Origin of the sequence: Gordonia sp. DT30 (assembly GCF_049844915.1) — a bacterium.
Classification (GTDB): domain Bacteria; phylum Actinomycetota; class Actinomycetes; order Mycobacteriales; family Mycobacteriaceae; genus Gordonia.
Genome location: NZ_JBNCLY010000002.1, coordinates 56,950 through 82,800, shown reverse-complemented (window position 1 = coordinate 82,800; position 25,851 = coordinate 56,950). Strand labels below are relative to the sequence as shown.

General features: G+C 67.1%; 17 protein-coding genes and 3 tRNA genes. 12 read left to right on the top strand and 8 right to left on the bottom strand.

The window, feature by feature from the left end; all coding sequences use genetic code 11:
- Positions 1-105: 105 nt before the first annotated feature.
- The 7 genes from ACLQ3C_RS02345 to cmrA all read left to right on the top strand — a co-directional run bounded on the left by ACLQ3C_RS02345 (position 106) and on the right by cmrA (position 7,408).
- Entirely contained in the window at positions 106-1,047 is a 942-nt protein-coding gene (locus tag ACLQ3C_RS02345) for a formylglycine-generating enzyme family protein (RefSeq protein WP_425703070.1), read from the top strand.
- 170 nt (positions 1,048-1,217) lie between these two features.
- Positions 1,218-1,290: transfer RNA gene (locus ACLQ3C_RS02340), tRNA-Arg, on the top strand.
- Between the two features lie 262 nt (positions 1,291-1,552).
- Positions 1,553-1,930, top strand: a complete 378-nt coding sequence (locus ACLQ3C_RS02335) for a hypothetical protein (protein ID WP_425703068.1) — start codon at positions 1,553-1,555, stop codon at positions 1,928-1,930.
- Positions 1,930-3,729: an alpha/beta hydrolase gene (locus ACLQ3C_RS02330; protein WP_425703066.1), complete on the top strand. Its 1,800-nt coding sequence runs from the start codon at positions 1,930-1,932 to the stop codon at positions 3,727-3,729. The genes ACLQ3C_RS02335 and ACLQ3C_RS02330 overlap by 1 nt, the downstream gene beginning before the upstream one ends.
- Positions 3,730-3,789: 60 nt before the next feature.
- Positions 3,790-4,341 carry a PadR family transcriptional regulator gene (locus tag ACLQ3C_RS02325; protein ID WP_425703064.1) on the top strand — a complete coding sequence of 184 codons (552 nt, stop codon included), beginning with the start codon at positions 3,790-3,792 and terminating at the stop codon, positions 4,339-4,341.
- An 83-nt stretch (positions 4,342-4,424) separates the two neighbouring features.
- Complete coding sequence (locus ACLQ3C_RS02320) at positions 4,425-6,488, top strand: FAD-dependent oxidoreductase (RefSeq protein WP_425703062.1); 2,064 nt, start codon at positions 4,425-4,427, stop codon at positions 6,486-6,488.
- A 110-nt stretch (positions 6,489-6,598) separates the two neighbouring features.
- Positions 6,599-7,408 carry a mycolate reductase gene (gene cmrA, locus ACLQ3C_RS02315; protein ID WP_425703060.1) on the top strand — a complete coding sequence of 270 codons (810 nt, stop codon included), beginning with the start codon at positions 6,599-6,601 and terminating at the stop codon, positions 7,406-7,408.
- 101 nt (positions 7,409-7,509) lie between these two features.
- On the opposite strand, the gene ACLQ3C_RS02310 is transcribed toward cmrA, so the two are convergent.
- The gene (locus ACLQ3C_RS02310) at positions 7,510-9,072 is read right to left on the bottom strand and encodes a helicase HerA-like domain-containing protein (RefSeq protein ID WP_425703058.1); all 1,563 of its coding nucleotides are present in this window, start codon (positions 9,070-9,072) and stop codon (positions 7,510-7,512) included.
- A 153-nt stretch (positions 9,073-9,225) separates the two neighbouring features.
- On the opposite strand from ACLQ3C_RS02310, the gene orn reads away from it, so the two are divergent.
- The 3 genes from orn (at position 9,226) to ACLQ3C_RS02295 (ending at position 10,314) form a co-directional block, all read left to right on the top strand.
- Positions 9,226-9,825, top strand: a complete 600-nt coding sequence (gene orn / locus ACLQ3C_RS02305; RefSeq protein ID WP_425703056.1) for an oligoribonuclease — start codon at positions 9,226-9,228, stop codon at positions 9,823-9,825.
- Positions 9,826-9,928: 103 nt separating this feature from the next.
- Positions 9,929-10,001, top strand: a tRNA-His gene (locus ACLQ3C_RS02300).
- Positions 10,002-10,152: 151 nt separating this feature from the next.
- Positions 10,153-10,314: a hypothetical protein gene (locus ACLQ3C_RS02295; protein ID WP_425703054.1), complete on the top strand. Its 162-nt coding sequence runs from the start codon at positions 10,153-10,155 to the stop codon at positions 10,312-10,314.
- A gap of 203 nt (positions 10,315-10,517) precedes the next feature.
- Here the strand turns inward: ACLQ3C_RS02295 and ACLQ3C_RS02290 are convergent, their stop codons facing one another.
- The 5 genes from ACLQ3C_RS02290 to ACLQ3C_RS02270 all read right to left on the bottom strand — a co-directional run bounded on the left by ACLQ3C_RS02290 (position 10,518) and on the right by ACLQ3C_RS02270 (position 14,495).
- Complete coding sequence (locus tag ACLQ3C_RS02290) at positions 10,518-11,726, bottom strand: L,D-transpeptidase (protein WP_425703052.1); 1,209 nt, start codon at positions 11,724-11,726, stop codon at positions 10,518-10,520.
- Positions 11,727-11,957: 231 nt separating this feature from the next.
- A complete protein-coding gene (locus ACLQ3C_RS02285; protein WP_425703050.1) occupies positions 11,958-12,515 on the bottom strand; it encodes a permease in 558 nt (185 codons plus the stop codon).
- Between the two features lie 382 nt (positions 12,516-12,897).
- Positions 12,898-12,970 (bottom strand) — tRNA-Lys (locus ACLQ3C_RS02280).
- A gap of 89 nt (positions 12,971-13,059) precedes the next feature.
- Entirely contained in the window at positions 13,060-14,277 is a 1,218-nt protein-coding gene (locus ACLQ3C_RS02275) for a L,D-transpeptidase (RefSeq protein ID WP_425703048.1), read from the bottom strand.
- Complete coding sequence (locus ACLQ3C_RS02270) at positions 14,274-14,495, bottom strand: DUF3618 domain-containing protein (RefSeq protein WP_425703046.1); 222 nt, start codon at positions 14,493-14,495, stop codon at positions 14,274-14,276. Before ACLQ3C_RS02270 ends, ACLQ3C_RS02275 begins: the two co-directional genes overlap by 4 nt.
- Before the next feature lie 185 nt (positions 14,496-14,680).
- On the opposite strand from ACLQ3C_RS02270, the gene bcp reads away from it, so the two are divergent.
- Positions 14,681-15,157 (top strand): thioredoxin-dependent thiol peroxidase, encoded by a 477-nt coding sequence (gene bcp / locus ACLQ3C_RS02265; protein ID WP_425703044.1) that lies wholly within the window; start codon positions 14,681-14,683, stop codon positions 15,155-15,157.
- A gap of 29 nt (positions 15,158-15,186) precedes the next feature.
- Positions 15,187-15,810 (top strand): TetR family transcriptional regulator, encoded by a 624-nt coding sequence (locus ACLQ3C_RS02260; protein ID WP_425703042.1) that lies wholly within the window; start codon positions 15,187-15,189, stop codon positions 15,808-15,810.
- 32 nt (positions 15,811-15,842) lie between these two features.
- On the opposite strand, the gene ACLQ3C_RS02255 is transcribed toward ACLQ3C_RS02260, so the two are convergent.
- Positions 15,843-16,238: a holo-ACP synthase gene (locus tag ACLQ3C_RS02255; protein WP_425703040.1), complete on the bottom strand. Its 396-nt coding sequence runs from the start codon at positions 16,236-16,238 to the stop codon at positions 15,843-15,845.
- Positions 16,238-25,519 carry a fatty acid synthase subunit beta domain-containing protein gene (locus ACLQ3C_RS02250; protein WP_425703038.1) on the bottom strand — a complete coding sequence of 3,094 codons (9,282 nt, stop codon included), beginning with the start codon at positions 25,517-25,519 and terminating at the stop codon, positions 16,238-16,240. The genes ACLQ3C_RS02255 and ACLQ3C_RS02250 overlap by 1 nt, the downstream gene beginning before the upstream one ends.
- Positions 25,520-25,851 lie beyond the last annotated feature (332 nt).

The following is a 25,851-nucleotide window of genomic DNA, read 5'->3' as shown; positions in this document are numbered from 1 at the left end:
CCGGGCCCTGACACAACGGTGCACCAGTCTAGTCGCACGGCGGTGCCACCCGGGGGCCACCTGCATCGGCGGCACGCAGCCTCAGCCGATGGCACCATCGAGGAGATGAACGATGCGGTCGCCGGCCCGGCAGGACCCGCGCGGCGCGCCGTGCGTGTTCGCGGTCTGACCGACCTCGTCGACATTCCCGCCGCGACATTTCACATGGGCTCCGACCGGTTCTATCCCGAGGAGCGGCCGGCCCATGCGCGCCATGTCGAGGCCTTCGCCATCGAGGCGCACCCCGTCACCAACGCGCAGTTCGGTGCCTTTGTCGCCGACACCGGATATGTCACCGTCGCCGAGCGTGACATCGATCCCGCGGATTTCCCGGGCGCCGACCCGGCCGACCTGGTTCCGGGCGCGCTGGTGTTCACCCCGACCGCGGGGCCCGTCGACCTGCGCGACTGGCGAGCGTGGTGGCGGTATGTCCCGGGCGCCTCGTGGCGACATCCCCGCGGACCGGGCTCCGGACTCGACGGCCGCCCCGATCATCCGGTCGTGCATGTGGCCCACGCCGACGCCGACGCGTACGCACGCTGGTCCGGGCGGCGGCTCCCGACCGAGGCCGAGTGGGAATGCGCGGCGCGCGGCGGTGTCGAGGGACTCGACTACGCCTGGGGCGACGAGCTCCACCCGGACGGAAAGATATTGGCCAACACCTGGATCGGGAAATTTCCCTACCAGAACGAGGGCTGGGGATCGACCAGTCCGGTGGGGAGCCATCCGGCGAATCCACTCGGGCTCCTCGACATGATCGGCAACGTATGGGAGCGCACCGTGGATGTCTTCACGCCGCGGCATGTTCCACCGGGGCTGGCCACCGTCACTGCCGACGGACGACCGGACCTGCTCGCGGCCACCACATCTCCGCAGGTGGTGCGGGTCACCAAGGGCGGCTCGCATCTGTGCTCACCGCAGTACTGCCGGCGGTATCGCCCGGCGGCGCGGTCGCCACAATCCGACGACTCGGCCACCTCGCACCTGGGATTTCGCTGCGCGGTGTGAGGCGGCCGCCCGAGGTTGTCCACAGGCGCGCATCGTCGTCACCTCGACCCGGCGAATCCAGGCCATGCTGTTCAGCAGCGACGGCGGCCGTGGAGGGGACGGTCGCCGTCCGGGCATCCACCCGGATATACTCGCCACGCCGTTGGGACGACTCACCCGCCGAACGGCATGCCTCCGTAGCTCAACGGATAGAGCATCGGCCTTCTAATCCGGTGGTTGCAGGTTCGAGTCCTGCCGGGGGCACCCAAAGTCACCTGGAACGGATCAGCGGCAAGATCGGCACGCTCGGAACCGTCACCACCAGTGTCGTCTCCTCCTCCCCTCTGCCCCCACGCCCGTTGCTCCCGCCGAACTGACGCTTCGATCGCCGGTGCGGAGGTGGCCGTTCGGAGATCCGGCGAGTCCCGCCCGACTCGCGTTGTCCACAGCCCGGCGCCTCCTGGCGGAACCGTTCGCGCATCCCTGCGTCGAATATGTCGTCACATCCGCGACGCAAGGGGAACCCATGACACCGTTCTCGAAATTCTTCGGCGACCTGGCCGACCGGGCCGATCTGCCCGCCCTGGCCGACCGTCTCTTCGGAACCGACGACGACACGCTGTTCGGCATCGACGCCGACGAACTCGCCGAGATCGAGGCGACGTGGCGCGATCGAGCCCGCGCCGTGGCCGACATCACCGTCGATCAACTGGCCGATCTCAGCGGCCCGCCGAGCCGGACGGTAGGCGCACTGCGATCACTGGCCGACCCGGCCCACGCGGCGACGGACTCCATCTCCGAGCTCCTGCTCGCGATGAGCGTCGCACTGGGACACTTCGCCGCCGATGCCCTCGACACCGACGCCGCCGCGGGCCGCGCTCTCGACCTCCTGCCGGAGCGCTGATGCGTCTCACCATTTCCGACGTGCGGTCGTGGCGTACCGGCGACATCACCACGGCCGGCGACGCCGCAGGGACTGCTGCCGGGCTCCTCGAGCAAGCACTCGACGTCGCCCTCGGCAGTGCCCTTCGCCCGACGGACTGGCACGGCAGAACACACGACGCCGCGCTCACCCGTATTCGCCACGAACATGATCACGCAAACGAGGTGCGAAATGTCTTGCAACAGATAGCCGATGAGGCCGGTGACGCCGGAATCGATCTCGGGCAGGCCTGCCACGTGGTGAAGCGCGCCGTAGAGGACGCGGTCGCGCTGGGCTGCGTCGTCGCCGACGACGGCTCGGTGACCCACCCGCACGCCGCAAATCTGGAGATGGCCAACGGGCATCAGATCCTGATCCAGGAGGGCCTGCGCGCGGTCGACGAAGTCGACGAACTCTACGGCGCACGGATCGAAGATCTCCGGTCCGACCTCGCATCGATGATCCGTCGCCAGCCGGATGTGACCGTGCCCGGACTCGGCACCATGGAACCCGACGCGATGGTGCGCAGATTGCAGGGTTTGAGCGTGCAACAGCGACGGAGTGCGCTCGCCGGCACCGCCGACGCAGACCTGCGCCGCCTGGTCCAAGCCGATCCGGAAACCATGGGGAACCTCGATGGAGTGCCATTTTCGTTGCGCAGCACGGCCAACGAGATCAACATCCGCAATGCGCTGGCCGATGAGATCCGCCGAAACGGCACCAAGAGCGAACGCGCCACGATGCTGCGATCATTTCTCGAGCAGCGCCCCGCCCCCTATCCAGGTGTCTCGGGCGCTGCGCGCAACGATCCGCTGTACGCCGAGACCGAACGGGTGTTCATCTCGTTCACCGACGCCGACAACCCGCGGCTGGTCGAGATGGTCGGTGCACTCACGCCGGTGACCGCAAACGCGACCGTCTACGTGCCCGGGACCGGAACCAACGCACGTGGTTACGGCGGAGACAACTGGAAGGCGGCCTGGAACCTCGCCGACCGCACCGACGGTCCGGTGTTCATCTACCTCGATGGCGACCTACCCCAGAAACTGGTCGACTCCGGTCAGGTCGTCGAGAGTTTCGGTGACATGCTCAACCCGTTCGACGGCAACATCATCGAGACCGCTCCCACCACGTTCGACGACACCGCACTCGATCCGCACTACGCCAAGGAGATGGCACCGCGGCTGGTCGGATTCGGCCGGGCGCTCGACGCCGAGATCGCCGAGGTCTCTCCGGACGCGACGACCACCTACATCGGTCACTCGTACGGTGGAGCGGTCGTCGCCGCCGCGGAAGCGCATGGATTGCGAGCCGACAACATCATTCATGCGTCCTCCGCGGGAGTCGGCGTCGTGCCCCCGTCCGGTTCCGATCCCGATGTGCACCGATACACACTCACCGCACCCGGCGACCCGATACAGATGTTGCGGATGTTTCCGTTCAACCCGCATGGATTCAGCCCCGACCTCGTTCCGGGTTTCGAAAATCTCCCCACCGGCCGCGCAAGCGACGGGTCGTGGTTGCTGGGGCCCGCCGCGCACGGTTCGTACTTCAACGATCCCGATTCCGACGCGTTCGGGGCGATCGTCGATGTGATCACCGGCGCCCACCAGGCGCGTCACCTGCATCCCGACACCTCGATCAAAGATGTGCTCGACGCCCTCGCCCGGGCCCGCGACCTTGCCACCCCGCACGTGGGTCCGGCGCCACCACTGCCCCACGACGCTCCCGGAACCGTCAACCCGCCGGCGCTGCCGGACATCCCGCTGAATCTCTGGTGACGGACGAAGTTCATAAGCACTTCGTTGCATAGCAACACGGTGCACTGCTACCGTGCACGTATGGCCCTCGAGCACGCGATCATGGTGTCGTTGTCCGAACGCCCCGGCACCGGCTACGAGATCAGCCGCCAGTTCGACCGCTCCATCGGCCACTTCTGGTCGGCCACGCACCAGCAGATCTATCGCACGTTGCGCAAACTGCACGCCGACGGCCTGGTCGGCTACGAGCCGATCGTGCAGGACGGCCGACCCGACAAGAAGGTTTACTCGCTGTCGGAGGACGGTCGAGAGGCGTTGCGGCGGTGGGTCGCCACCCCGACGCCGATTCAGCAGCTCCGTGACGATCTCGGCGTCAAGATCCGGGCCGCCGAGCGCTCGACACTCCCCGATCTGATCGCCGAGCTCGAGCGACATCGGGGACTACATGTCGAGCGACTGGACCTGTACCGGTCGTTCGAGAAGACCGACTATCCCGACCCCGAACGCCTGACCGGCCGCAAACTGCACCAATACCTGGTACTGCGCGGCGGTGTCCGGATCGAAGAAGGATTCGTCGATTGGTGCGACGAGGTTCTCGCCGCGCTCACCCGGGAGCTCGGCACCGCGACCTGACCTGTCCCGCATAACTCAACTCGCTACCGCCCAGCTGATCAGATTCCACCGCCGACATTCCGGCCCGACCGAGAGGTGACTCGATGTCAGCCCCATCCGCACAACCCAATCCGCATTTCCCTCGTCTTTTCGAGCCGCTGCCGCTCGGCGGTATCACGCTGGACAATCGGCTGATCATGGGATCGATGCACACCGGCCTCGAGGATCGGTTGTGGGACACCGACAAACTTGCCGCCTACTATGCCGAGCGCACGAAAGGCGGTGTGGGACTGATCATCACGGGCGGATTCGCCACCTCTCGCACCGGCCTGCTCCTGCCGTTCGCCGGCAAGATGACCAACTACGCCGACGTCGCGCGGCACCGTCGTCTCACCGGCGCGGTCCATCGCGAGGGTGGCAAGATCGCCATGCAAGTGATCCATGCCGGACGGTACGGCTATACGCCTTTCAAGGTCGCCGCGGGATCGGAGCCCTCACCGATCCATCCGTTCCGGCACCTCAAGATGACCGAACCGATCATCAAGCACGTCATCCGCACCTTCGGCCGCTCGGCAAAGCTTGCCCGCCGGGCCGGCTACGACGCCGTCGAGATCATGGGCGGTGAGGGCTACCTGATCAACCAGTTCCTGTGCCCGCACACCAACGACCGCACCGACAGATGGGGCGGCAACACCGAGAACCGTCAGCGCTTTCTCGTCGAGATCATCACCGAGATGCGCCGTCAGGTACCCCGCGACTTCCCGATCATCCTGCGGCAGTCCATCGCCGACTTCGTCAAGAACGGGCAGACCTGGGATGAGATCGCGCTGATGGCACGTAAAGCCGAAAAACTCGGCGTCGACGCCATCAACACCGACATCGGATGGCATGAGGCCGGCATCCCGACCATCGTCACCTCGGTGCCGCGCGGAGCCTTCGTGGAGTTCACCGAACGACTGCGCGCCGAGGTGGATATCCCACTCATCGCGAGCAACCGTATCAACACGCCCGAACTCGCCGAAGAGATCCTCGAACGCGGCCGGGTGGATGCTATTTCCATGGCACGGCCCATGCTTTCCGATCCGGACTTCGCCAACAAGGCGCGGGCCGGCCGCGCCGACGAGATCAACACCTGCATCGGCTGCAACCAGGCCTGCCTCGACCACGCATTCGTCGGCAAAAAGGTGTCCTGCCTTCTCAATCCGCGCGCCGGTCGCGAGACGACCCTGACCCTCGGGGCCACCCGCCATACCCAGCACATCGCGGTGATCGGCGCCGGCCCCGCCGGACTCTCCGCCGCGGTCTCCACCGCCGCGCGCGGGCACCGCGTCGAACTCTTCGAGGCCGATGAATCGATCGGTGGCCAATTCTCCATTGCCGCAAGGATTCCCGGAAAAGAGGAGTTCAACGAGTCATTACGCTATTACCGGCGCCAACTCGAGATCAACAACGTGACAGTACATCTGAACACGCGAGTGAAGGCCGAGGACATCATCGCCCAGGGCTTCGACGAGGTGATCATCGCGACCGGCGTCACCCCCCGGATCCCCGAGATCCCGGGGGTCGATCACCCGATGGTCGTGTCCTATGCCGACGCCGTGCTCGGTCGGCGCGAGATCGGTAAGCGGGTTGCCGTCGTCGGCGCGGGCGGAATCGGATTCGACGTGACCGAGTTCCTGACGGTCGACGAGTCACCCACCCTCAATCTCAAGGAGTGGACTCAGGAATGGGGCGTCAGCGAAGACCTGAGCAAGCCCGGCTTTGTCACCAAACCACGTCCCCTGCCTCCGGTTCGTGAGGTCTTCCTCGTTCAACGCAAACCCGGGCGACAGGGCAAGACCCTCGGCAAGACCACCGGCTGGGTCCACCGCGCCACGGTGAAAATGAAGGGCGTCGAACAGATCTCCGGTGCCACCTACGACCGGATCGACGACGCCGGCCTACATCTGAGCTTCCGTGACGACGACGGCATTGTGCGCGAGACCCGGCTGCTCGAGGTCGACAATGTCGTGATCTGCGCCGGCCAGGATTCGGTACGCGACCTCGTCGACCCGCTCACCGTTGCCGGGGTGCGCACCCACGTCATCGGCGGTGCCGATGTCGCGGCCGAACTCGACGCCAAACGCGCCATCCGGCAGGGCACCGAGGTCGCGGCAGGCATCGCATAGTTCGCCGGCGGTCAACGGCGGCGGCCCGATGACGTCGGCGGCCCGATGACGTCGGCGGCCCGATGACGTCGGCGGCTGGATGACGTCGGCGGCTGGATACGATACGTGGCATGGGAGTACCTGAACCGTCCGCATCCGCCCGCGCTGTCGTCACCGGCGCGTCGTCGGGCATCGGGATGGCCTTGGCCCGCGCCCTCGCCCGGCGCGGACATTCGCTCGTCCTCGTCGCCCGGCGTGGTGAGATCCTCGAGGGTCTCGCCGAGGAACTGCGCGGAAAATATGGTGTGGCAGCCGAAGTTCGGCCCACCGATCTGTCCGACCCATCCGCCGTGGCGATTCTCGCCGGCGAACTCGCCGGCCGCGACATCTCGATTCTCGCCAACAATGCCGGGATCGCCACCTTCGGCGCGGTTGCCGACCTCGACGCCGAATACGAACGCACACAGGTGCGTCTGAACGTGAATGCCGTGCACGACCTGACTCTCGCCGTGCTGCCTGGGATGGTACGCCGACGCGCGGGCGGCATCCTCATGGTCGGCTCGGCCGCCGGCAACATGCCGATCCCCCACAACGCCACCTATGCGGCCACCAAGGCATTCGTGAACACTTTCAGCGAATCGCTGCGTGGTGAGGTCGCCGGAGACGGTGTGCACGTCACACTGCTGGCCCCCGGACCGGTACGGACCGGCACCCCGGACCCCGTGGACGCCTCGGTGGTCGACAAACTCGTCCCCGACTTCTTGTGGCACTCGAGCGACAAGGTGGCCGAGATGAGTCTGGATGCGCTGACGCACAACAAGATGCGTGTCGTGCCGGGCACGCTCTCGAAGGCGATGTCGGTGGCCGGCGGATACAGTCCCCGCGCTCTGGTCGCCCCGGTTGTGGGCACCTTCTACCGCAAACTCGGCGCAGATTCCTGACGTTCCCGCTCAACCATGCGCTTGCCGCTCAACGATCTCGTCGAGCGGGAACGAAATGGTTGAGCGGGACGCGATGAACGGGCCGCCAATGACGTTCGACGTCAACGGCGTCGACGCCCGGTGCCGAAGAGTGCGCGGCTGAATTCGCGTCCCGCCGCGGAGGCCGCCGACCGCAGGAAACTCTGCATCGGTTTGCTCGTCAACACCTCGGCGATCATGCCCGGCTCGTCCGGTTGCGGTGCGGGTGCCGGAGCGGGAGCCGGTGCCGGAGCGGGAGCCGGTGCCGGTGCGTCCGGCGATTCGCCCGGCGCCAGCGTCTTGGCGGCAAGCTTCTCGTATGCCGACTCACGGTCGATGGATTCGCCATACTTGGCGTACAGCGGACTCGCGGTGGCCACAGCGGTGATACCTTCCGCGCCAACGGCTTCCATCGACGATCGGGGTGCCCGGACGACGGTCCATGCGACCGGCGTCGGTGCACCCTTCTCCGAGAGGACGGTCACCACGGCTTCGCCGGTCCCGAGCGAGGTCAGCGCATGATCGAGCTCGTACACGTCTGAGACCGGGTAGGTCTTGACGGTCTTGGTCAGCGCCTTCTGATCGTCCGGGGTGAAGGCGCGCAACGCGTGCTGAATCCGCGCACCCAGTTGCGACAGGACGTCGTTGGGGATGTCGGTGGGCAACTGCGAACAGAAGAAGATGCCGACTCCCTTCGAGCGGATGAGTTTCACCGTCTGGACCACCTGTTCCTTGAACGCCTTGGACGCGCCGTCGAACAACAGGTGGGACTCGTCGAAGATGAAGACAAGTTTCGGCGCGTCGAGGTCGCCGACCTCGGGCAGGAATTCGAAGAGGTCGGCGAGAATCCACATCAGGAAGGTCGAGAACAACGCCGGTCGCGCTGCCTGCGCACCGAGTTCGAACAGTGTGACGATGCCGCGCCCGTCTGCCGCGCTCCGGAGCAGGTCGGCGGGTTCGATCTCCGGCTCACCGAAGAACGTGTCGCCGCCGTCGGCCTCCAGATTCGTCAGCGCCCGCAGGATCACCCCAGCGGTCTGCGTCGACACGCCGCCGATCGCCTTCAGCTCGGGTTTGCCCTCGTCGCTGGTCAGGTATGCGATCACCGACCGTAGATCCTTGAGGTCGAGCAGCATCAGTCCGTTCTGGTCGGCCCAGTGAAAGATCAACCCCAGCACCGATTCCTGGGTGGCGTTGAGGCCGAGGACCTTGCTCAGCAGGATCGGTCCGAAGGAGGTGATGGTCGCCCGGACCGGCACCCCGATACCCGTCGAACCCAGTGAGACGAACTCGACCGGATAGCCCGCGGGCTGCCAGTCATCACCGGTTTGTTGTGCGCGTGCGGTGATCTTGTCGTTCGCGACGCCCGGACGGCTGAGCCCGGACAGATCGCCCTTGATGTCGGCCATCACCACCGGAACGCCATTCGCCGAGAGCTGTTCGGCGATGAGCTGCAAGGTCTTGGTCTTGCCGGTTCCGGTGGCACCGGCAACCAGACCGTGCCGATTCATCATCGACAGTGGGATGCGAACCTTGGCGTCGTCGGTGACGGTACCGTCCACGCTGACCGTTCCGAGTTCGATCGCGGTTCCCTCGAAGGCGTATCCGGCTGCGATGGATGCGGCGGCTTGGGCGGGATCGGTCATCTGACGGGTCCTCTCTGTGGATATCTGACGTGCGCAACTGACACCGCGCAGGGCCACGGGACAGCCGAACCCGCAGGCGATCGTGAACGCACCGATCACGATAGTCGTCGTGGGTCCAGGTACCCGGTAACTGCGTGTGGTTAGAGTTGAGGCGTGCAGGACAAATTGGTGTGGATCGATTGCGAGATGACCGGACTGGCGCTCGGATCGGACAAGTTGATCGAGATCGCGGCCCTGGTGACCGACAGCGACCTCAATATTCTCGGTGACGGGGTCGATGTCGTGATCCACGCCGACGACGACGCGCTGGCAGCGATGCCCGACGTCGTCCAGAAGATGCACGCTGCCTCGGGGCTCACCGAGGAGGTACGCCGGTCCACGGTCACGCTGGCCGAGGCGGAGAAGCTGGTGCTGGACTACCTGCGCACCCAGATCTCCACGTCCGGCTCGGTGCCCCTCGCCGGCAATTCGATAGCCACCGATCGCGGGTTCATCGCCCGCGACATGCCAGACCTGGATGGCTTCCTGCACTACCGGATGGTCGACGTCAGCTCCATCAAGGAGCTGTGCCGCCGGTGGTACCCGAAGATCTACTTCGGTCAGCCCGAGAAAGGCCTCGCCCACCGCGCACTCGCCGACATCCGCGAGTCGATCCGGGAACTCGAGTACTACCGCGCTGCCGCCTTCGTGCCGGCCCCCGGACCGGACTCAGATCGGCTGGCGCAGATCGTTGCCGACCTCGGGCCGGCCTGAACCTGCTGGTAACGAAAGCGATTGGTGTCAGTGGCTTCCGTTCGCTAGAGTATGAGCCTGGCTCTGGAACCCGGCGAGCAATCCTTGGTTCCCGACGCCGATGGTGGATGTAGTTCAGTTGGTAGAGCACCAGGTTGTGATCCTGGCTGTCGCGGGTTCGAGTCCCGTCATCCACCCCGAAGGTCGGAGGGCATCTTTGCCCTCCGACTTTTTGCTCTGTGCAACGGACCTCCAGTTGCCCTTGCCGCTCCGCAGCCACCGCGCGATTCCCCTACGGCCATCACACCGATTCGTTGTTGTTCACTTTCATGCCCTAATCTGCGGCGCATGCTCGATGACTTGAACAAGGCCGCGAAAAAGGTCGGCCTGAGTGTCGCCCCCGGAAAGAAGAAGGACCTCTACTCCGTCCGCAAGGTCAAGAACGGCAAACTCGTTGCCAAGAACGTCGGTTCCGACGAGGTTCAGTCGCTCATCGCCGACCGGAAATAGATGCGACCCGGGCCACCCTGCCCGATGCGCCCAGCCTGCATCACAAAGCCATTGCGCGACAGGGCCATTGCGCGACAGGGCCATTGCGCAACAGGGCCATTGCGCAACAGGGCCATTCCGCCAACTGAGCACGTTGGTGGTCGACCAACCGGGCGAGACCGCTGCAGCAGCGGTCGGCGGGCAGGGACCCTCGGTGGAGAATTTCAGGCGTTGCCCTTGGACCACACCGACCAGGGGATGTTCCAGTCCCCGAGACCGTCGGTGCCCGACAATGTGCCGCCGACGGTGTTCTTCACGTCGACCGGATCACCGCGAAGTGTGGTGTTCATGACCCACAGCGCGTTGTCCGGGCTGAGGTTCAGGCAGCCGTGGCTGGTGTTGGTGTTGCCCTGCGCCCACACCGACCATGGCGCCGAGTGGAAGAAGATGCCGCTATAGGACATTCGGGTCGCATAGTCGACGGGTGTGCGGTATCCGTCGGCCGACCCGACGGGGACGCCATATGTCGACGAATCCATGATGATGTTGTCGTGCTTGTCGGAGACCAGGTAGATCCCGTTGTCGGTGGGTGCGGACTCCTTGCCCATCGACGTCGGCATGGTGCGGATGACCTTGCCGTCCTGGACAAAGGTGACCTGTTTGGTCCGGTCGTCGGCGGTGATGATCATCGATCGGCCGACTTTGAAGGTGGATCTGAGGTTCTCCTGCCCGAAGAGGCCGCCGCCGAGATCGATGCCGTAGGTGTTCACCTCGACGTTCACCGTGGTACCAGGTTTCCAGTACTCCGCCGGGCGCCACCGGACCTCGGTGTCGCTGATCCAATAGAACGCACCTAGCACCGGTGGGTTCGCGGTGATCTTGATGGCATTCTGCGCCTCGCGACGGTTGGTGATCGCCTCGTCGAACTTCACCGCGACGGGTTGGCCGATCCCGACGGTCTCGCCGTTGTTCGGCGTGAGGTAGGCCTGGGTGAGATTGTTGGGCGCACGTGTGGTGAACGAGACCGACTTGCTGGTGGACCCGCCGACACCGGCCGCGTCTGCAGTCAGGCTGTAGGTGCGGTTGTAGCCCAGTGGCTCGCCGCTGATCCACTCGGTGCCATCCTCGGACAGTGCGCCGCGAACGACCGAACCGTCGGCCTTGGCGATGCGGACCTCGGTCAGTGCCCCCTCACTGGCCCGCACCTTGATCGGCGCGCCCGGCTGGACGCCGACCGCATCATCGACGAGTGCCTGATCGTTCCATTCGGTGATCTCGACGCCGGGCTTCAGGAGATCGTCATAGAGCACCGAACTACCGACCGCGTTGGTATATTGCGGTTTCGGCGAGCAGGAGGTCGCCAGCGCGACGATCGCCAACACAACACCGACGATGACAACCGACGACCGCAGCCGAGTCCGCCCGTTCCGCATCTCACTCCAACCTTCGCAACTGCACCTACCACAACGGATTTCCGCCGATTTTGCACCAAGTGTACGAGATACCGGATTCGTCCGAGTTGTCGTGTACCAGATGTCTGTTCAGCGAATGACGTCGGCATCGGAGTTGTCCAGAACGCGGTGCCGACACGACGAACGCCCCGCCTTGCGGCGGGACGTTCATGTCGCTTTTGCGCTGATCGTACCAGTTTGTCCGGATCGGACTCACTCACGTGGGGCCGGGGTCGCCGCCGCGGTTCGGCCGGCGCTCCGCCGGCGCCGGAATCGGATCCACAGGGCCGTGGCCACCGCGAAGATCACGGCACCGATGATCACTCCGACGAGCGTTCCACCGCGGAATCCCGGCGCCTCCACGTCGAGTATCCGTTCACCGGCGTGAGCACCGCTGCCACCGCCGGCGACGACGGTCAGGGTGAGCAGATTCGGAATCGACGCCACCACCGCGAGGATGACGAACGCCAGCGCCCAATAGCGGGTCTCGCCCCAGCGACGGGCGCGCCAGGCAAGCGCCAACAGCAGCAAGGAGACCAGAGTGCACACGAGCCCGAGGCCGATCCCGTAGAAGCTGCCGGTGGTGATGCTCTGCCCCACCGCCGAACCGATCTTCTGCGACCACCACCGCGGCAGGAATGCCGCGAGGATGAAGTACGCGATCACCACGAGAACGACGACGACGGCGATGGCGATCGTCTTCACCGCCCACGACGGGAGCCTGCCCTTGGGTTGCTGATCGGGAACGGCGGTCGTCATGTTGTCGCTCATGCAGCCATCGTTGCCCTCGGTGTCCTGATTGCCAAGTTCGACCCACCACAACGTGACCGCTTCGATACCCGTGCCGGCTCCGACCTGAGGACCGCGCCCGCCGTCGAGCCCACCGGCCAGGACGCGGCGGTGTCATCACACGGGCTCAGGGCTCTCGTTCGCCGGCCCCTCAGGGGCGGGTGAGGGTCGACAGCCACGCGTCCGTGAGCCGCTGCGCCAGAACGAGCTTGGACGGTTGGGCGCCCAGCCGGTGCGTTGCGTCCCCCCGCACCAGGTGATCCACGACAGCGACACCGCGGGCGGCGGACAGATATTTCACGGACTGTGGCACGAGAACGAGAAAGCCCCTCACCGGAGTTTCCACCGGTGAGGGGCTTGTCTGTGCGCCATCAGGGACTCGAACCCCGAACCCGCTGATTAAGAGTCAGCTGCTCTGCCAATTGAGCTAATGGCGCTTGGCGAACCGAGACGAAACATTACCTGACGGGTGCCCGATCCATGAAATCGGCTGGTCACACGCAGTTCTCGGCTCGGCCGCCGTGCATCATCCGTCGTTGGTGGCGTTGCCCTTCTTCCACACCGACCACGGAACGTTCCAGTCGCCGAGACCGTCGTCGCCCGGAAGTATCGGTCCCACAGCGTTCTTCACGGTCACGATGTCCCCGCGCAGGGCGGTGTTCAGGAACCATTCGGCGTTCGCGGGGCTGACGTTGAGGCAGCCGTTGCTCACGTCGTCGACGCCCTGATCACCCAGCGACCACGGCGCGGAGTGAAGATAGATGCCGCTGAACGAGATCCGGGTGGCGTCGTAGACGGTCTCCTTGTAGCCGCCGGGAGAATTCACCGGCACGCCGTACGTCGAGGAATCCATGATCACGCTCGGGTCCCGCTCGGCCACGATGTAGATGCCATTGTTGGTCGGCGAGGAATCCTTGCCCATCGACGTCGGCATGGTCTTGACCACCTTGCCGTTGATCGACACCGTGATCATGTGCGTCGCGTCGTCGCCGGAGGCGATGAGGCTGCGGCCGACGGTGAAGTTCGTGGTGAGGTTGTTGTCGCCGTAAACCCCGTTGCCGAGATCGATGCCTTTGGTGTTCACCTTCACGTCGACCTTGGTGCCGGGCTTCCAATAGTGCTCGGGCCGCCACCGCACCATCGAGTCGTTCAACCAGTAGAAGGCGCCCTCCACCGGCGGGTTGGTGGTCACCGCAATGGCCCGCTGCGCGTTGAGCTTGTTGGCCACCGGCTGGTCGAAGTTGACCACGACGGGCTGTCCGATACCGACGGTCTCGTTCTGGTCGGTCACGGTCGACGCCGTGGCGGTCGACTCCGCCGAGGCGGTACTGAAGCTCAGCTTGCGGGCTCCCGCGCCGTCAATGCCCTGCGCCGCGGCGGTCAAGGTGTAGCGATCACCGAAGTCGAGCGGCCCGGCCGCGGTCCAGGTCGACCCGTCGGCCGAGACCGTACCGGCCACGGGGCCGTCCGAACCCGACACCACGACCGATTTCAGACTGCCCTCGTGCGCGGTCACGACCAGCGGCGCGCCGGGCATGACCCCCATCGCATTGTCTTTGAGCGGACGGTCGGCCCATCCGGTGATCGAGATATTCGGCTCCCCCAACGAACTCAGCGCCGGCGTGTTCCCGACCGCGTCGGGATACGACGGCGACGCCGCGCAACCGGGCAAAACGGTCGCGACAGCGCCGACAGCGAGTACGAGGAGCGCGTTCCGGGCGTATGAGCCCCGCGCCCGTATCACCGACTGATCCGGCGGATGACGAGAACGACGACGACAGCGCCGACGCCTGCGATGGTGTACTTCACCGCAGGCTTGTTCAGAAGTGCCAGCGCAGCGCTCTTGGCGTCACCGGCCAGACGCTGCGGATTGGCACGTTCGGCCAGCACGTCGAGTGTGTGGGCCAGGTCCTCGCGGGCTTTCGCGATGTCCTGCTCGATACGGTCGGTATCCCCGGCCACGTGGTCCTCCCAGGAATGTCAAGAAGATCGGTCATGCGGCCCGGCGGGCCGCATGGTCACCCCCGAACACAACGCGCCCGCGCGGGGACGAATCCCGGCGCGGAGCGGATACAGTGCCAGCGGTCTCATTAGGTTACGCCATGACCCGACCGTGAGCACCGCCCACATCGACTAACCTGGGCGTCATGTCAGCCACACAGCGTCTCCAGGTCGGTGACCCGGCACCCGCCTTCACGCTCCCCGACGCGGAAGGCAACCCGGTGTCCCTGGCCGACTACGCCGGCCGGAAGGTGATCGTCTACTTCTATCCGGCCGCCGCCACCCCCGGCTGCACCAAGGAGGCCTGCGACTTCCGGGACAATCTCGGCGAACTCGGCGACGCGGGCATCGACGTGATCGGGATCTCGCCCGACCCGTCGGCGAAGCTCGCAAAGTTCGCCGCAGCCGAGGGACTCACCTTTCCCCTGCTGAGTGATCCGGACAAGACCGTACTCGGCCGGTGGGGCGCCTTCGGTGAGAAGAAGCTCTACGGCAAGACCGTCACCGGCGTCGTCCGATCGACATTTCTCGTCGACGAGACGGGGACGATCGCCCTCGCGCAATACAACGTCCGTGCCACCGGACACGTCGCGAAACTGCGGCGTGATCTGGCGCTGGACTGACCGGCCCGCGCCGATCGACAGCCGACACGATGACCCCCCAGCCCCTCGTCCCGCGCAAATTTCCCACGCAGGAACGTAGTAGGCGCAAGTTCTCCGCGATGCTCGCCGCTGCACGGGAACTGCTCACCGAGGTCGGATTCGAGTCGTTGACGTGCGAGGAGATCGCTTCACGCGCAGAGGTTCCCATCGGAACGCTCTACCAGTACTTCGCCAACAAGTATGTGATCGTCTGCGAGCTCGACCGCCTCGATACCGTCGCCGTACGCGAAGAACTCACCGCTTTCGCCTCCGAGGTGCCCTCACTGGAGTGGCCGGTACTGCTCGAGAAGTTTCTCGATCACCTTGCGGCGCTGTGGCGTGACGATCCGTCGCGGCGTGCGGTGTGGTTGGCGGTTCAGTCCACACCGGCAACCCGGGCGACCGCCTCGCAGAACGAGCGCGTACTCGCCGAGCAGGTGTCGCGCCTGCTTGCCCCGCTGACGCCGTCGCAGCGCACCCGCCGCGACATGATGTCGCAGGTTCTGGTGCATACCGCATACTCCTTGCTGAGTTTCTCCGTCCAGGACGGCCACGACCACCCGGAGACGGTGAGCGAACTCAAACGCATGCTGGCCGGCTATCTGCTCCTCGAGGAGAGCACGAGCTCGGTGTGAGGACAGTCTGATCCGGCCGCCGCGGAACCGCGTCAGCCGTCGCCTTCCAGGATGGCCACCGCCGCGGCCGACGGCCCGTCATGCGTGAGCGAGATGTGCACCTGCGTGTCGCGAAGGTGCTCGGCGATCTCCCCGCCCAGCCGGATCGCGGGACGGCCCCAGTTGTCGGTGACCACCTCGATGTCGCTGTGCCGGATCAACGGGAGCAACGGCGACCGGGCGAACCGGCTCACCGACCACGCCTTGACGACGGCCTCCTTGGCCGCCCACCGCGCGGCGAGATGACGTGCGTCCGCTCCGGTCCCGGCGGCCGAGTCCCGACGCTCACCGACCGTGAACCGGTCGGTGAACGTCGTACCGGGCTGGGACAATTGTTCGGCGAATTCCGGGATCGACACCAGGTCGATCCCGACTCCCAACACCGCCATCAGATCGCTTCCGCGCGTCTCTGGTCCGAGACCGACTGTGCCGCATCACCGTAGGCGCCGGAGCCGTCCAGCCGCACCGACGGATCCAGTAGTACGCGGGCCTCGGCGTCGTGTTCGTCGCGCGACGCGTCGAATCGACGGTTGGACGGACGACGGTAGGCGGCTTCGCCACCGCACATGGCCTCGAGGAATCGGCGGCGGCCGTTGCGTTCCCGGTCGGCGGCGCGGCGGCGATAGTCGTCGCGTTCGGCCGGGTGCAGCGAAGCGATGAACGCCTCGGGATGGACGACGGCGATCAGACCCGACACGTGCCCGAATCCGAGGCTGGTCAGCAGCCCGGCCCTGAGCGGCAGTCGCTCCCCCGTCCGCAGCGTCTCGCGCGGCCAGACCAGATGCCGGTACTGCTTCATCTGCTCGTCGACGCAGTCGAGGCTCCGGTTCGGCGGGATCACGCCGGCCCGCAGCATCTGACATAGTCCGATCAGCTGGAAGGCCGCCGCACCACCCTTGGCGTGACCGGTCAGCGACTTCTGGGAGACGACGAACAGCGGAGCGCCTACACTGCGCCCGATCGCGTCTGCCAGCCGCTCGTGCAGTTCGGATTCGTTGGGATCGTTTGCGCGGGTGGAGGTGTCGTGCTTGGAGATGATCGCGACGTCGTCGGCGGCCACACCCAGGGCACCCAGCGCATCGGCCAGCGGCGAGTCCAGGGCGCCGCGTGCGGCACCCAGCGCACCGAGCCCGGGGGCCGGAATGGAGGTGTGCACGCCGTCACCGAAGCTCTGCGCCCACGCCACCACGCCGAGGACCGGCAGTCCCATCTCCGCCGCGACATCGCCGCGGGCCAGCAGAACCGTTCCGCCGCCTTGGGATTCGACGAATCCGCCCCGCCTGCGGTCGTTGGCCCGCGAGTAGCGACGCTCGTCGATTCCGCGTGCGGCCATCTTCGACGATTCCGCCGTCGCCGACATGTCGCCGAATCCGACGACGCCCTCGATACCGAGATCGTCGAAGCCGCCGGCCACCGCGAACTGCGCCTTGCCCAACCGGATCTTGTCGACGCCCTCCTCGACCGAGACCGCCGCGGTCGCACACGCGGCGACCGGATGGATCATCGCGCCGTAGCTGCCGACGTAGGACTGCACGACGTGGGCGGCAACGATATTGGGCAGAGCCTCCTGCAGGATGTCGTTGGCCTTGGCCTCACCGAGCAGGGTGTTGATGTAGAGCTCGCGCATCGAGGTCATCCCGCCCATACCGGTGCCCTGCGTGTTGGCCACCAGACCCGGGTGCACCCATCGCATCAGCTCGCTCGGGGTGAAGCCCGAGGAGAGGAACGCGTCGACGGTGGCGACCAGGTTCCACAGCGCGACGCGGTCGATCGACTCGGCCATGTCCGCCGAGACGCCCCAGCGGGTCGGGTCGAATCCGGTCGGGATCTGCCCGCCGACCGTGCGCGTCAACTCGAATCGGCGCGGCACCCGGATCTCGGTGCCGGCCAGCCGGGTGACCTGCCAGTCGCCGGTCTCGGCGCCGGCCACGACCCGCGTACGTTCCGGATCGGCCGACGCGAACGCGCGGGCCTCGGCCTCCGAGGACACCGTGAAGGTCAGGTCCTCGTCGAGGAACACCGACGTCAGCAGCGGTGCGGTGCCCTCGACCATGGCACCCTCGTCGGCGTAGCGACGGATGCCACATCGCTGCACGACCTCATCGTGGTACCGCTCGGCGATGTCGGCCTCGGGCACCGGGTCGCCGGTGGCGGTGTCATACCAGCCCGGCCGGGGCGCGGTGTCCCACGTGATCAGCCCGGTGTTCCAGGCGAGCTCCACAACGCCGGCAGCACTGAGCTTCTCGTCGACCTCCATCTCGAACCGCGTGCGCGCCGACCCGTACGGACCGAGCTCACCGGTCCCGACGATGACGACCAGATCTTCCGGCCGTGAGTCGATCCGTGGCCACACGGGGGTGGGCCCGCCGACCGCGCGGGCCGGGGCCGGCAGTGCCGCGACAGTCGCCGGCCCGTCCTCGTCGGCCGGCAGTACCTCGTCGACTCCTCCGGTCCCGTCGGCTTCGTCAGCGGCCTGCGCGGCGAGTGCCTTGAGGTCGATCGAGGGGTCCAGCCCACCGGTGAAGTCGGCGGTCACCGCCGCCGCACGTGCGGCGGCTCGGGTGCCCGGGTCGCACAGGCCGAGCAGATTGGCGGCCATGTCGTCGGTGGTCCAGGTGCGCACCCCGGCGGCCTCGACCGCGGCGACCATGCCGTCGTTGTGACCCATCAACCCGGTGCCGGTGACCCAGCCGATCAGGGCATGCGCCAGGGTGGTCCGCGAACCCCAGGACTCCTCGGCCGCCCATCGGGTCACGAGTGCATCGAGTGCCGCCTTGCTCTCACCGTAGGCACCATCACCGCCGAACATGCCGCGGTTGGGCGAGCCCGGCAGCACCACGTGCAACCGTGCGGCGAGGTCGTAGTCGGCGCCGATCTCGGACAGACCGGCAATCAGCCGCTCCACCGACCAGAGCAGGACCTTCATCTCCAGTTCGGCACGCGCACCCGCGTCGGTGAGGTCACCGGCCACCCGCGGAGCGGCGAACGGGAACAGCAGCGTCGGTTTGAGCGCGGGCTTGACCACCGCGGTGGTGCCACCGAGGTTCTCGGTCTGTTCGCTGCCCACCCAATGCACGAGATCGTCGACGTCGGTGTAGGCGGCCATATTCGCCGGCGCCACCCACAGAGCTGCGTCGAAACGCGCATTCTCCCGGAAAAGCTTCGTGTAGAAGGCAAGTCGTTCGGAGTTCAGTCGCGAGGTGGTCGCCACCACGGTGGCGCCGCCGGCCAGCAGCGCGGCCACGACCGACGCGGCGATCGAGCCCTTGCTGGCCCCGGTCACCACCGCAACGTCGTCGGCCCACTGTCCACGTGCGGGTTCGCCGGCGATGCGGGCGATGGCCCCGAAAAGGCGCTCGTGTACCTGATTCCCGGAGGTCCGGGCCCGGTCGCGCCACCAGTCAGCCTGTGCTGCAACCGTATTACCCGCCCCGGCGAAGCGGCTGACGACCGTGTCCTGGTCGGCATCGAGCTCGGTGTCGGCGGTCAGCCAGATCCGCACGAGGTCCTCGCGTGCACCGGCCCAGCGATCGTCGATGAGCACGGCCTTGGCGGCGTCGAAGGCCGGTGCCACCGTCCGCACCCACTCCGGTCCCAGTTCGTCGCCGACCCGCGCGGCGAGCACGGCATCGGGGTCTTCGGTCTGCTCGGGTGCCGAGCTGTGCCCGGCCAGGCCAAGTTTCGAGAGCAGGGTGTAGGCGGCGGAGGCGAGCGCGCCGGAGCGTCCGGTGATCGCTTCGGTGAACTCACCCAGTGCGGCCGCGTCAACTGTTGCGCCGCCGCCGGATTCGGCGGCGGGCTTGGCCACGGCGATGCCTCGCGACTCGCCCACTGCGGCCACGGCGCGGTCGATCACGGTGTCGAGAGCCGCGGTGTCGGCAACGGTACCGTCGAGCAGATCGCCGAGGTCGCCGCCCCGGACGCTGGCACCCTCGCGGGTGCCCAGTGCGAGCGCGACCTGGGTGTGCAGGGCCCAGCCCGGGCCCAGTTGCCAGACGCCGGTGACGCGGTCGGTGAGGTAGGACTGCCGCTTGCCGGCCGGCCCGATCACCTTGCGGATCTGGTCGCCGACCGCGTCGGTCAGCACCGCACCGAGCGGGCGGTATCCGCGGGCGAGGCTGTCCACGGTGGATGCGAGGGCGGCCATGTCGGCCTCGGCGGCACCGTCGATGGCACCGAGGCCGAGTTCGCCGCCGATGTCGAGGAGCAGCTGGTTGCGGCGCGAGGACACCCCGTCGCACAGGGCCTCGATGGTGTCGGCGGCGCCGATCTGATCGGTGCGCATCTTGGTCCACAGCGCGATCACGGCCCGGACCGCGTCGGCCGGTCCGAACGAGATGTCCTCGGGTCGCCGACCGGCGGAGGCAGGAGGCGCAGGTGTAGCCGAAGCAGTTGCCGCCGTCACGGTTTCGGCAGCGACCGACTGATCCGGCGTGGTCGCGGCCGGCTCGTCGGCGTCCTCGGGTTCCGGTGCGGAGTCGCGGGCCAGGATGACCTCGGCGTCGCGTTCGAGGTTCACCACCTCGGTGGTGGTGCGCTGATAGCGGTCGAGTTTGAGGGTGTTGGTCGCCAGCCCCGCGAGGGTCGGCGCACCCTTGAGTCCGATCTCGACGAAGCGCTGCACACCGAGGCCGCCCCGCTCGGGTCCGGAGAACAGCAGGTCCTGGGTCTCGATCCAGCGCACCGGGCTGGCGAATTGCCAGGCCAGCAACTCGATGAGGATCACCCGGGCGAGTGCGGCCGGGCGTGCCGACCACGAATCCCATTCCGCGAGCACCGCGTTCAGCGGATCGGACGGGACCAGTGCGGCGATCTCGGCGACGAAGTCATGGCCGAGGTTGAACAATCGCGGAACGAGATTCGGGATGTAGTGACCGACCAGGATGGACGGATCGAACTCCGCGGGCAGCAGCGCCTCGAGCTTGCCACGGAACTCGGGCACCCCCGCACGCAATACCGTGGAGTGGAACGGCACGTCGATGCCCGGCACCAGGATGAACGAGCGCTTCCCGCCGAATTCGATACGGCGACGCTCGATCTCGTCCTCGAGTACCTGCAGGCCACCGACGGTGCCGGCGATCGCATACTGCGAGCCGAGCAGGTTCAGGTTGACGACCTCGAGGAACTCGCCGCAGTCGGCGCCGAGCTGCGCCACGAATTCGGTCACCTCGGCGTCGTCGAGGCCGAACTGGCTCGGCCGGATCGCGGCCATCCGATAGTCGCTGCGGCCCTCGCTGTCTCGGGGCACCAGGTGGTGCATGGCCTCGCCACGCTGAAACACGACTTCCAGGACCGCCTCGAGCGGCAGCACACCGGCACACGCGGCAAGCGCGTTGTACTCGCCGACCGAGTGACCGCAGGTGATCGCTCCCTCGACGAAGCCACCGTTCTCTTGGAGTTCGGCGATCTGCGCGACACCGAGAGTCGCCATCGCGACCTGGGTGAACTGGGTCAGGAACAGCACCCCGTCAGGGTGGTGATAGGTGCACCCGCCCGCGATCAGGGTCGTCGGATTGTCACGAACCACCGCGAGGATCGAAAAGCCCAGGGCGGCACGGGTGTGCGCGTCGGCGCGATCCCACACTTCACGCGCAGCCTTCGACCGTGAGCGGGCATCGAGGCCCATGCCCTTGCTCTGAATGCCCTGACCGGGGAAGGCGTACACGGTGCGCGGTGCAGCGAGCAGGCCGGTGGCGCTCATCACGAGGTGGTCACCGACCTTGGCGGTGACCTCGACGACCTCACGGCCGGCGTCCAGGCCGACGCGGTCGACCCGGACGGTGATGACGTCTCCCGTGCGAACCATGCCCAGATACCGTGCGGTCCAACCGGTCAGGGGACGCGGAGACGGGCTCGGATTCTTGGCATCGGTGGCGGTCACCACCTGCTGGGCCGCGGCCGAGAGCCACATCCCGTGCACGATCGGCTCGCCGAGGCCCGCGAGGCGCGCGGCGCAGAGGTCGGTGTGTATCGGGTTGCGGTCGCCGGAGACCGCGGCGAATCCGCTCATCCGCGCCGGGGCCGTGATGGTCGCGATGCGCAGCGTCTTGCGGGTCGCGCTCCCCTCGTCGACGATCGCCTCACCTGCGCGGACCGGGTCGGCCAGCTCGGTCGCTCCGAGGCGTCCGCGTATCGCGAAGCGCTCGGTCATCAGGGCAATCGGGGTATCACCGTCGCGAACGTCGACAGCTACCTCGACGACCCGGCCGACCTCGGTGTCGGTCACCGGACCGGTCGTCGCGGCCACGGTCAGATCCGTTGCGACCGTGGGGATATCACCGACGATGTGCACGGCGTGGTCGAGGTGCACGAGATCGAGCAGGCCTTCGACGATCGGAAGTCCGTCGTCGGTGGTGGCGGCCCCGATGACACTGAACACGCTCGGCCAGCAGGCGCCGACCAACGTGTCGGGCACCGCGAAGCCGAACGGCTCGGCCGGTGTCGTGGGATGCAGGTGTGCGGGCAGCGAGTGGCCGGTCACGGCGGCGTGGTCGGCGACCGAATCCGGCGCCCACGCCACGGTCGTCGTCGACATTGCGTCGGTGACATCAGCCAATGAGCCACCGGCAGCGACGGTGAGGATCTCACGCATCGCGGCGGCCGCGTCGTCGGCGAGCACCGATGGGTTGCCGCCGTCACGAAGCGAGGTGTCCACACGCAACGGGATCCGTACCGAGGCAGTCGAGATCGGAACGATGAGGTCGAAGCGCTCATCGGCGACCATTTCCAGGACCGAGCCGGTGGGCTCGTGCTCACAGCGGACTCCGGAGAGCACCGACCAACTGCCGCGATCTCCCAGTCGGGCAATCGGACTCGGAACCATCCGACCCGCCCAGCAGACGTCGTCGGCGTCGAGCACGCCGGCCAGCGGACCGGTGTCGGCGATCAGCCCCGCCAGTTTGCGCGAATCGATGACGCACGGCTGCGCACCGGCGGCGGTGAGGTCGGTGACGACGTGCGCCTCGAAGCGATCGAGGAGGTCGCCGACGGGCTCGTCGACGCGGGTGATGCCGGCAACGGCCACCGGACCGGGGATGATGCAGACCGCGTCGGCCGGGTATCGCGCGTCGTGTGCCTGCCACAGCGAGTCACTGCGCCACCATCGGCGCACGTCCTTGTCGATGACGGGCACGAAGTTCACCGGCTTGCCGGGGGTGCGGCACAGTTCCAGGAAGAACGTGACGTCGGCGGGGTGCAGCACGTCGACTGCGGCCTCGGGATAGGCGCCGAGGAGCATTTCGATTGCGGCGTAAGGGTCGTCGGTCGCGTCGATGCCGGCGAACATCGTGGGAATCCGGCCCGAGTCCTGCGCATTCATGCGAGCCTCGGCGCGGCGCAACATCTCGACGAACCGCTGCTGCCACGAGATGTCGGCCCAGGCGAGCCGATCGCCGTCGGCCGCACCCACCGCGAGGGTGATGTAGCGGTCCAGCCACTGCCGGTAGGTCATGTCGGCGACGTCGCCGAAGTACGGTTTGGCCGTGGGTGCCATCGCGGCGATGATCTCGTCGCGGCGCCGTGCGACCGCATCGGCGTCACCGGCCACCTCGTCGAGCAGTCGGCCGCACTGCGAGGCCGCGTTGTCGACCTCATGGATGTCGGCGCCGAGTTGGCTACGGCCCGAGGCCATTCCGGCGCTCGCGCGTCCTGCACCAATCCATTCGCCACAGCCCACGGTGTCCACCAGCAACTGCTTGACGCCGGGCGCGGTGGTGGCCTCCTTGGTGGCCATCGCCGCGGTGCCGATCAGAATACCGTCGAGCGGCATCAGCGGATGACCGTGCGTGGTGGCCCACGCGCCGGTGAGGTAGTCCCCGGCACGCTCGGGCGTACCGATACCACCACCCACGCAAACCACGACGTTCGAGCGGGCGCGCAGCTCGCCATAGGTGGCCAGCAGCAGGTCGTCGAGGTCCTCCCACGAGTGATGCCCACCCGCGCGACCACCTTCGATCTGGACGATGACCGGGTGATGTGGCACCTCGGCCGCGATCCGGATCACCGATCGGATCTGGGCGACCGTGCCGGGTTTGAATGCGACGAAACGCAAACCGGCCTCGACCAACTCGTCGACGAGCGCGACGGCCTCGTCGAGTTCGGGAATGCCGGCCGAGACGATCACACCGTCGATCGGCGCACCCTGTGCGCGCGCCTTCTGCACGAGGCGCCGGCCGCCGAGCTGCAACTTCCACAGGTACGGATCGAGGAACAGCGCGTTGAACTGGGCCTGCCGCCCGGGCTCGAGTAGATCGGTGAGGGTGGCGATGTTGTCGGCGAGGATCTGCTCGGTGACCTGTCCACCACCGGCGAGCTCGGCCCAGTGACCGGCATTGGCAGCGGCGGCGACGATGGCCGGGTCGACCGTCGTCGGTGTCATCCCGGCCAGCAGCATCGGCGACCGCCCGGTCAATTTGGTGAACGCGGTCTGTACCACGCGCCGCCCGTCGGGCAGCTGCGCAAGGGTCGGCGCGAATTCGCGCCAGGGGCGGGCGACTTCGGGAATCCCCCCGGGGGTGAACAGGTTTCGCTGTCCACCACGCAGTGCGGCGGGCACGAGACCGATCCCCTGGCCACGCACGATAGGAGCGGTGAGACGGGTGGCGAGATCGCCGGGGCCGAAGTCCAGGATCCAGCGTGCCCCGCTGCCGGCTGCGACCTCGACGGTGCTCACCCAGTCCACCGCGGCGACGAGGATGTCGTGGGCATGGCGCGTGGCGAGTTCGACATCGATGCCGCACGCGTGCGCCCACTGCCCGACCAGATCGACGGCACCGTCCATCGCCGGATGGTGGAAGGCGACACTGACCGCGAGATCGTCGAAGGTCGGATCGAAGGGAGCGCCTCCGGTGACCTTGCACTTGCGTTCGTCGGCGGCGTCGGCGGCAACCTTCTCGCAGAGCGCGGCGAACGCCCGGAGGTGACGGGGGGCGCCGGAGAGCACCAGCGAGGTGCGGCTGTTGCGGATCGCGATGACCGGCGCGGTCGACTGTTCCGGGTCCGCGAGTTCGGCACGGTACTGCCGGAGCAGGGATTCGATCCGTTCTGGCCGCACTCCGGATACCGCGACCATCGGCGAACCGTCGGTGGTGGGGACCAGTCCCCGACGACGCGCGACGATGGTGCCGGCAGCGCCGATCAGGTGTGCAACCGCCAGCAGCAGGCCCTGGCCGGACACCGCGCCGCCGTCGACCCCGACCGCGCCGGTGGCCAACGAGCCCTGCGAATGCCCGATGACCGACCGTGGGGTGATCTGCGCGGTATCGAGCCCCTGCTTCTTGAGCGATTCGAGTGCAGCGAGCTGGCTCATCAGGACGCCCGGACCAGAGAGCGTGAAGTCGGCCAGTTCGGCGTCGGTCGGAACAGACTCGCCGGCGTCGAACGCGTTTACCCAGGACATCGGGTGGAACCCGTCGGGCCGAGCGATAGTGATCTGCTCGGCGACCGGCTCCACGAGCCGCTCGGCGGCATCCACGATCGTCGCCACCCGATGTTCGAGGTCGGCGTCGACCACCAGCTCCGCCAGGGTCTGCAGCCACGCCGCGCCCTGACCTCCGAAACTGATCGCGTAGGGCTCGCCGGCGTCAAGGCGATCGATCAGTGCCTGCGTGGCCGCGTTGGCGTCCCTGGGGCGGGCGCGGTCTGCTCCGGAACGATGGTGATCGACGGTCACATGAACTCCTGTGGTTGTGTCCGGTTGTCGTACGACAGGTGATTGCGCCCGGCTGCGGGCACGCACGATCGAGACCGGCGCTCGGTGGAGCCGGCCCGAAATTGTGGTCGCATTGGTCATGAACACGTTGTCCGACAACGGCTTCGGCTCGGCGCGTTCGGCAGTAGGGCACCACCGACGTGTTCGTGGCACTCATCATGACACAGGAAAGTGAGGGATTCCTCATGTTCTGGCCCGACGGCCCGGTATACCCGTGGGTAATCCGGCGGGTAACACAGGTGTGCACTCGGTCGGGTTTCATCCCGGCGCCGGTTGCGCCAGTTCACGGGGAT